Origin of the sequence: Galactobacter sp., assembly GCF_022712295.1 — a bacterium.
GTDB lineage: Bacteria > Actinomycetota > Actinomycetes > Actinomycetales > Micrococcaceae > Galactobacter.
The window spans coordinates 21,458-29,579 of the sequence record NZ_JALAGT010000179.1 but is presented as its reverse complement, the minus strand read 5'-3'; the positions used below and the strand labels follow the sequence as shown (position 1 = coordinate 29,579).

The 8,122-nt window shown below is 64.5% G+C and carries 6 protein-coding genes and 1 pseudogene; all 7 read right to left on the bottom strand.

What is annotated here, in order from left to right; translation table 11 throughout:
- Positions 1-226: 226 nt before the first annotated feature.
- Positions 227-646: pseudogene (locus Q0A15_RS13000) on the bottom strand (organic hydroperoxide resistance protein); the annotation flags it as partial.
- Between the two features lie 85 nt (positions 647-731).
- Positions 732-1,199: a MarR family winged helix-turn-helix transcriptional regulator gene (locus Q0A15_RS12995; RefSeq protein WP_291279953.1), complete on the bottom strand. Its 468-nt coding sequence runs from the start codon at positions 1,197-1,199 to the stop codon at positions 732-734.
- Positions 1,200-1,303: 104 nt separating this feature from the next.
- The gene (locus Q0A15_RS12990; RefSeq protein ID WP_291279952.1) at positions 1,304-2,341 is read right to left on the bottom strand and encodes an LD-carboxypeptidase; all 1,038 of its coding nucleotides are present in this window, start codon (positions 2,339-2,341) and stop codon (positions 1,304-1,306) included.
- The gene (nikE, locus tag Q0A15_RS12985) at positions 2,338-3,993 is read right to left on the bottom strand and encodes an ABC transporter ATP-binding protein (protein WP_291279951.1); all 1,656 of its coding nucleotides are present in this window, start codon (positions 3,991-3,993) and stop codon (positions 2,338-2,340) included. Before nikE ends, Q0A15_RS12990 begins: the two co-directional genes overlap by 4 nt.
- 3 nt (positions 3,994-3,996) lie before the next feature.
- Positions 3,997-4,908, bottom strand: coding sequence for an ABC transporter permease (locus Q0A15_RS12980; protein WP_291279950.1), 912 nt, complete (start codon positions 4,906-4,908; stop codon positions 3,997-3,999).
- On the bottom strand, positions 4,905-5,948 hold the full coding sequence (locus tag Q0A15_RS12975) for an ABC transporter permease (RefSeq protein ID WP_291279949.1): 1,044 nt from the start codon (positions 5,946-5,948) through the stop codon (positions 4,905-4,907). The genes Q0A15_RS12980 and Q0A15_RS12975 overlap by 4 nt, the downstream gene beginning before the upstream one ends.
- A 4-nt stretch (positions 5,949-5,952) precedes the next feature.
- Positions 5,953-7,908, bottom strand: a complete 1,956-nt coding sequence (locus Q0A15_RS12970) for an ABC transporter substrate-binding protein (protein ID WP_291279948.1) — start codon at positions 7,906-7,908, stop codon at positions 5,953-5,955.
- Positions 7,909-8,122 lie beyond the last annotated feature (214 nt).

Here is an 8,122-nt window from a genome sequence, read left to right as displayed (position 1 = left end):
GATGGAATGTTTTCACACACGGCCGACGGCGGTGGGGGTAGTTTAGGGGGGCAAGAACCGCCCCCCCGCCCAGAGGGGGGGGGGGGGGGGACCCCGGCCGGGAAGGAGGAAAGGGCCGGGAAGGGGCCGCGCGGTTTGGCACGGGGGCCGGGGGGGGGGTTGCGCTGGCGCCCCAACCAACCCCACCGCCGTCATGAGATGGGCTCGGAAGGCGCCCGGGCGAGCAGTCGTCGCGGACGGTGACGGTCACCTCGATGTTGCCCCGGGTCGCGTTGGAGTACGGGCAGACCTGGTGAGCGGCGTCGGCCAGTTCCTGGGCCTTGTCATGCTCCAGTTCCGGGATGACGACCTCAAGAGCCACCGCCAGGCCGAAGCCTCCCTCGCCGTTGTTGCCGATACTGACGCGGGCACCCACGGAGGAGTCAACCAGCTTCACCTTCTGCTGCCGGGCGACTCCCTGCAGTGCCGAGTGGAAGCAGGCGGCGTACCCGGCCGCGAAGAGTGCCTCCGGGTTGAAGCCGTCGCCGGATCCGCCCAACTCCTTGGGCGGGCGCATCTCGAGTTCCAGCTTGCCGTTCAGGCCGCTGACGTGCCCGTCGCGTCCGGCGCCGGTGGAGAGCGCCTCGGTGGTGTAGATGGCGTCCATGATGTGTTCTCCTTGATCTTGATTGACTGCAGAGGAAGATTCTTGAGCCGGTGATCCATGCGCGGCCACTGAGATCCAGGCGCGGCTACGAAGCGGCGGCTTCCCGGTTCTGGAGTCCGGTGTTGGGGGCTTGTCCGCGCTGCAGCGCATCGTTGACGGCACTCATGGCCCGCAGCAGGCTCTCGTAAGTGTCCTGGTCCAACCCCATGCAGCTGCCGACCTGTTGGGGGATTCCGGCCAGCTCCACCTGAAGGGCTCGGCCCTCTTCGGTCAACGAGACGTCCACGCGACGCTCGTCTTCCTCGGAACGGGTGCGGATGATCAGCCCGTTGGCCTCCAACCGCTTCAGCAGCGGAGAGAGCGTCCCGGAATCCAGGGACAGCTCGCGACCCAGCTCCCGCACGGAGATCACGTCCTGGTCCCAGAGAACCACGAGCACGAGGTACTGCGGATAGGTCAGCCCCCACGGGGCCAGTAGTTGGTGATAGCGCCGCGTCGTGGCCCTACTGGCGGAGTAGAGCGAGAAGCACAACAACTGATCGACCGAACTCATACCCTCCATGATTGCACACAATTATATTGTGCACAACTGAAATGCGTGTGGGGCGTCAGAGCCACGGTTGCCTTCTTGACGACCTGCGCTGGCCTGAGGTCCGTTCAGACCCCCACCGTGAGGCTGATGCTCCCGTCCGTCAGGTCCAGCACACCATCCACGTTCATCGGCAGGCTGACCGCATTGGGGTCGTGCCCGAATCCCTGCTGCCACAGCACCGGGATGTCCAGCCCACCCAAGTATTCGTCGAGGTATTCCGCGAACAGGGCCTTGACCTCGTCCAGCGGCGCACAGTTCTGCCACGAGCCGAGCACCAGCCCTGACGCGGCGGAGAGCCGCCCCGAGCGGGCCAATTGCACCAGCAGGTTGTCGATGCTGTAAGCGTCCTCGTCCACGTCCTCGAGGAACAACAGCGAGCCGTCCGGCACGGCGAACTCGGGCGCACCGATCGAGGCGGACACCAAGGACAAGGTCCCACCGGTGAAACGCCCACGGGCCATACCCGGCTGCAGGATCTCCGCGGCAGGGCCCACGATCAACCTCCCACGCCACGGCTCGAAGAGCCAACGATGCACGTCCTCGCGAATGAACGCCGATGTCGCGAAGACGTCGTTGGCCACCATGGGGCAGAACAGCGTGGGCACATCCAGGTGCACACGGAAGGACTCGTGCAACGCGGTCACGTCGCTGGAGCCGGTGAGCAGCTTGGGCCGCCCGTCCTTCCGAAACGCCGCTGCCCGCATCTCGTCCCAGTCGATTCCGTCCAGCAGTCGCATGGCCCCGTACCCGCCGCGCGCGGTGATCACGGCGTCCACGTCCGGATCGCACCAGGCCTTCACCAGGTCCTCACGGCGCGCCGCATCCGTCGCGGCCAGGTAGGAGGCCCGCGGGTGCCCGTCGAGAAGGTGCTCCCCCACCTTCACCGTGAGACCCCACGACTCCAGCAGCTCTACCGCGTAGTCCACGCGTTCACGCGTGCCGAGGCCGGACGCCGCCACAAGTGCGACCGTGTCACCCGGCGCCAAGGGCGCCGCGTCCAGGTAGGCGTCACGCACCGTCAGACATTCCGGTCCCACGCCCGACGCGAGGGTGCCGGCCCCCGTAGGAGCCGGCACCCTTGCGTCGAAGACCTCGCCGCTCACGCGGCGCTTCCGGCGATACTCGGGGCAGCCGCCAGGAGCGTCTTGGTGTATTCGTGCTGGGGATCCTGCAGCACCTGTTCCGTGGGCCCGTACTCCACGATCTCACCGTGGTACATCACGGCAACGGTGTCTGCAATGTTCCACGCCAGGCCCAGGTCGTGGGTGATGACCAGGGCCGTCAGTCCCAGGCGCTCGCGCAGGGACATGAGCAAGGCCAGGATCTCACCACGGACCGACGCATCGAGCGAGGCCACCGGCTCATCGGCCACGATCAGTTGCGGCTCCACCGCGAGCGCACCCGCGATCACCACACGCTGCCGTTGCCCGCCGGAGAGCTCCTGCGGGATCGCGGCCTGATACTGCTCGGCCGGGATGAGCTCGGCCTCCTCCATGGCCTGCCGCACGCGGTCCGCCTCATTGCCCGGGTAGCGCTGCACGCGCAGTCCCTCGGCCACCGACTCGTATACAGACAGCTTGGGATTCAGGGCAGCGGAGGGATCCTGGAGGACCATCTGCACCTCACGCCGGAAGGCCTTCAGCTCCTTGCCCTTGGTGGGCAACGGCTTGCCACGGAAGGTCAGTTCCGATCCCGGATCCGCAGCCTGCAGGCCCAAGAGGGTCCGAGCCAGGGTGGACTTACCGCTTCCGGACTGGCCCACCAGCGCCATGATCTCCCCCTTGTGCAGGGTCAGATCCACGTCCTTCAACGCATGCAGCGAGCGGCTGCCCGAGTGGTAGGTGACGTTCACACCCTTCGCGGTCAGCAGCACGTCGTCCGTCATCGCATGACGTTCCTCCTCCGGCGGACGAGCCGGACGCTCGCGCCGCGTCACCGGGTTCATCCGGGACTCCGGATCGCCGATGGTCGGGAAGGCTTCCGCCAACTGCCGCGTGTACTCCTCCTGGCCGTTGTTGCAGACCTCGAGTGCCGGACCCACCTCGACGAGCTTGCCGTCCTTCATCACAGCGATCCGCTCACACGCTGTGGCCAACACGGAGAGGTCATGACTGATCATCAGCAATGAGATCCCGCGCTCGGTCACCAAGCCGGCGATCATGTCCAGAATCTGTTTCTGAACAATCACGTCCAACGCCGTGGTGGGCTCGTCAGCGATGATGATGTCCGGCTCGCAGGCCAGCGCCATGGCGATCATGATGCGCTGCTTCTGGCCGCCGGAGAGTTCGTGCGGGTACGCCCGCGCCTTGCTCAGGGGGAGGTCAACGCTACGCAGCAGATCGTCCACACGCTTCTTCCGCTGCGCCTCGGTACGCCAGGCCTTGGTACGGTGCAGCTCCAGTGCCTCGTTGATCTGCCAGCCCACGGTGCGCACCGGGTTCAGGGAATGCATGGCCCCCTGGAACACGATGGAGGCATCGCGCCAACGCAGCGCACGCAGCTTGCCGAACGAGAGCTTCTTGACGTCAGTGTCGCCGATCAGCACCCGCCCGTCCAAGCGTGCGGACTTGGGCAGCAGACGCAGGGCGGACATGGCCAGGGTGGACTTACCGCTTCCGGATTCCCCCGCGATACCCAACGTTGCCCCGGCAGGCAGCGTCAGGGAGACACCCTGCACGGCGGGGACCTCGCCGCGGTCGTTGCGACCGGAGGTCTTGTAGGTGATGGAGACGTCCTCGAAAACCAGATCAGGCATGACTCAGCGACTCCTCAGGGTCGGATTGACGATTCCCTCGACCGCGCGGCCCACCATGGTGAAGGCCAACACCACGAGGACGATGGCGACGCCGGGGACCAACACGTACCACCAGTAGCCGGCGGTGGCGGCCGAGTAGTCCATGGCGTTCTTCAGGATTCCGCCCCAGGACTGCTTGGTGGTGTCACCCAGACCCAGGAAGGACAACGTGGACTCGGAGATGATGGCCGAACCCACGGTCAGGGTCGTATTGGCCAGAACCAGCGGCATCACGGCAGGCAGCAGGTGCTTACCGATGATGTGCCAGTGACCTGCGCCCAGGACCCTGGAGCGTTCCACGTAATCGCGGGACTCCACGGTCAGGGTCTGCGAACGCACCACACGCGCCGTGCCCGCCCAGGAGGTCAGGCCGATCGCGATGACGATGGTGAACACGCCTCGGGAGAGGACCGAGGAGAGCACGATCGCCAGGATCAGGGACGGCAGCACCAGGAAGAAGTCGATGACACGCATGATGATCCCGCCGGTGACACCGGTGAAGTGTCCGGCGGCGATCCCCATGACGGTACCGATCACCATGGACATCAACGTGGCGCAGAAACCGACGATCAAGGACACCTGAGCGCCCCAGATCATGCGCACCCAGATCTCGCGGCCCTGGTGATCCGTGCCGAGGAGGTGGTCACCGGACGGTGGGGCGAACTTGGGCTGGTCCGTCAGTTGAGACACGTCCAGCAGCTTTGCCGGGGCGATCACCGGCGCCAGGAGTGCCAGGACCACCACGACGGCAAGAAAGATCAGTCCGACCATGCCGGAGGGCGAATGACGGAAGTCGTTCCAGAACTGTTTCATGGACGCCCCCCGCCGGGCCCACGCCAGGGCCTTGGGGGAACGTGCTGCAGTGGTGGTACTCATGAGGTCCTCACCCGGGGGTCCAGCAGTCGATAGATGAAGTCCGCGAGCAGATTCATCACGATGATGATCGCGGAGAAGACCACGAAGGTCCCCTGCAGCAGCGGAAGATCCGGCCCGGTCACCGCGGCGAAGGTCAGCTTGCCGAGCCCCGGCCAGGAGAACACGGCCTCCACGGTCACGGCGCCGGCAATCAGGCCACCGATGTGCATGAACACCAGCGTCACGGTGGGCAGCAGCGCATTCGGCACGGCGTGGCGGGTGCGCACCAGATCCTCGCGCAGGCCCTTACCGCGGGCCGTGGTCAGGTAGTCCTCACGCATCTCCTCGATGAGGGAGGCCCTCATGACCATCACGTACTGGGCGTAGACCACGGCCACCATGGTGATGACCGGCAACACCATGTGTGAGGCCACGTCCACGACCCGGTCCAGCCAGTCGGTGGGTGGATTGGGGCTCATCATGCCGCCGGTCGGGAACCACTGCAGCACGCCGCCGAAGACCATCAGCAGCAGAAGAGCCAGCCAGAAGGTCGGCACGGACCACAACACCAGCGAGGTGCCGGAGGTGATCTTGTCGAAGAACGACCCGCGCTTCCACGCGGAGCGCTGGCCCAGCCACAGGCCCAGAGCGATCGCGATGACCGCTGCGGTGCCGGTGAGCAGGATGGTGTTCCAGAAGTACTCGCCGATCAGGCTGGACACCGACTGCTTGTACACGTAGCTCTCACCGAATTGCAGCGTGAACACGTTGCCGAGGTAATCCCAGAACTGCCCCCACAAGGACTTGTCCAGCCCGAGCGAATGCCGCAGGTGCTCCACCTGTTCGGCGCTCAGGTTGCCCTCCCTTGCCATCTTGGCGACAGGGTCACCGGGCAGGATCTTGAAGGCGAAGAAACCAAGGATGATGACCATGACCAGCGAGATCAGGGCCCCACCGATCTTGGACAGTGCGTACTTGAGACCGGAGGAACCGCGACGTGGCGCTTCATCCCCCGCCTCTTCATTGGCGACCCCCGAGAGCGGGGGCAAGGCGTTGGTCATGAGATCACTCGATGTTGTCGCTGTTCCGGCGACGCGAGGTCATCACGATGTTCACGATCAACAGCACGATGATGATGCCCTCACCGACCAGGATCAGTGTGGAACGCCCGGAACTCATCCCATCACCGGAGTTCGAGGAGGACGCATTGTCGGAGGAACCGGACCCCTCGTCCGAATCGAGTTCGGAGAGCTTCTCTGACAGCTCGATGGAGCCGGTGAGGTCCTTGCTGCCGTCAGCCGGCTGCGCTGTCAGGTAACCCCAGTAACCGGACTGGTTGGTGATGGCACCGCCATCGACCGGTTGCAGGGCGAAGTTCTGGAAGCGATCGGAACGGTAGCCCTCGAGGGAATCCGCGTTCCACAGCACGATCTGCGGGGTATCGGTGTAGTTCAGGGCCAGCATCTTCTGCACGATCTCCTGGCGTTCGCCCTCATCCAGCGCGGCTCGCTGCTGGGCGTAGAGCTTGTCGAACTCCTCGGAGCAGTAGCCGTCCTGGCTGGTTCCGCCGGTGCCATCGGTCTTGGTGGCGCGGTTGGCACACGTATTGATGGAGAGCTGGTACTCCGGGTCGGAGTCCATGCTCCACCCGGTGAAGTAGATGTCGTAGTCGCCCTTGATTGCCTTCTCGGACATGGTGTCCGCATCGGTGGATTTCGGATTCAGTTGCACGCCGATCTTCTTGAACCAGGGCACAAGGTAGTCGGAGGCCGACTGATGGAACGGGTCATCGGCGTCCAGCAGCAGATCGAGCGAGAGCTTCTTTCCGTTCTTCTCGCGAATCCCGTTGGAACCCTCCTTCCAACCGGCCTCATCAAGCTTCTTCTCGGCGGCCTTGGGATCGTAGGAGAGATCCTTGACGGCCTTGTTGTCTTCCTTCAATGCCCACTTGGGGTAGGAGTTCGGGATGAAGGAGGCTGCGGTGCTGCCCTTACCGTCCAACACCTTCTCCACCAGGGTCTCCGTGTCAACGGCCTGGCGCAGAGCCTGGCGAACCTTGACGTCCTTCAGCACAGGGTTCCCGTTGCCGAAGGCCTTTCCGTCACGGGTCTCCATCCCCACGTTGAGGCTCAGGGACATGTAACGGCGGCCCTTACCAGCGTTGAGACCGATGCCTTCCGTACCCTCGATGGCGTCGTACTGCGTGGGGCTCAGGCCCATCACCAGGTCCACCTCGCCGGACTTCAGCGCCTGCACCTGGGCGTCAGCGTTGGTGTAGTAGACGTAGTCCAAGTTCTTGATCTTGGGCTCACCGCGCCAGAAGTTCGGGTTGGACTCCAGCTTGATGAACTGATTGGCCTTGTAGGACTCCAGCGTGAAGGGACCGGAGCCGACCACCTTCTCTTCGTTGGGGACCTTGGACGGGTCGTCGTACTTCTCCCAGACGTGCTTGGGGACCACAGGGATGGTCTGGCCGGGGTTGGGGGCCTGAGCCGACTTCATGTTCATGACCACGGTCTTCTCGTCCGGCGTCTCGACGGAGTCGAGGTTGCTGACCAGGTTGCCGTTGGACTCGCCCATGTCCGGGTTCTCGAGGATCTGGTCGTAGGTCCACTTCACGTCCGCAGAGGTGATGGGTTCGTCATCCGACCACTTGAGGCCGTCCTGCAGCGTGAAGACCCATTTCTTGCCGCCGTCCTGCGCCTCCCAATCATCAGCCAGGCCCTTGGTGGGTGAACCGTCCTGCTGGTCGTTCTGCACCAGGTTCTCGTACATGTAGCGCAGGGTGTTGGTGGGGGTGAGGTAGATCGAGACGAACGGGTTGAAGGAGTCCACGAAGCCTGACGTCGCGATGCGCATCGTGGTGTCGTCACCGTCTGCCGCGGGCAACACGCCGGCACTGACGGATGTGGCTGCTGGGGCAGCCTGCGCTGGAGCGGCTGCAAAGGTGCCGACGGCGAGTACGGCCAGGGCCGCGACAGCCTTGGCCGCCAAGCGCGGAGGGCGTGAACGGTGACGCATGCGAGTTCCTTACGGGTTGATGACATCACCCCGCCAACGTTGGAGGCAGGCAGGGCCGAAACGGAGGGCGCCGAATCGCTGAGGTCGATTTCACCCCATCCCGGGACCAAGGTCAATGTTTACGCACCGTATACGACACGCATTTTACGATCTCGAAACCTGCCGCGCCCACCCCTTTCCAGGGTGATAGTCGTCATGATGTCACAGAAAAAGG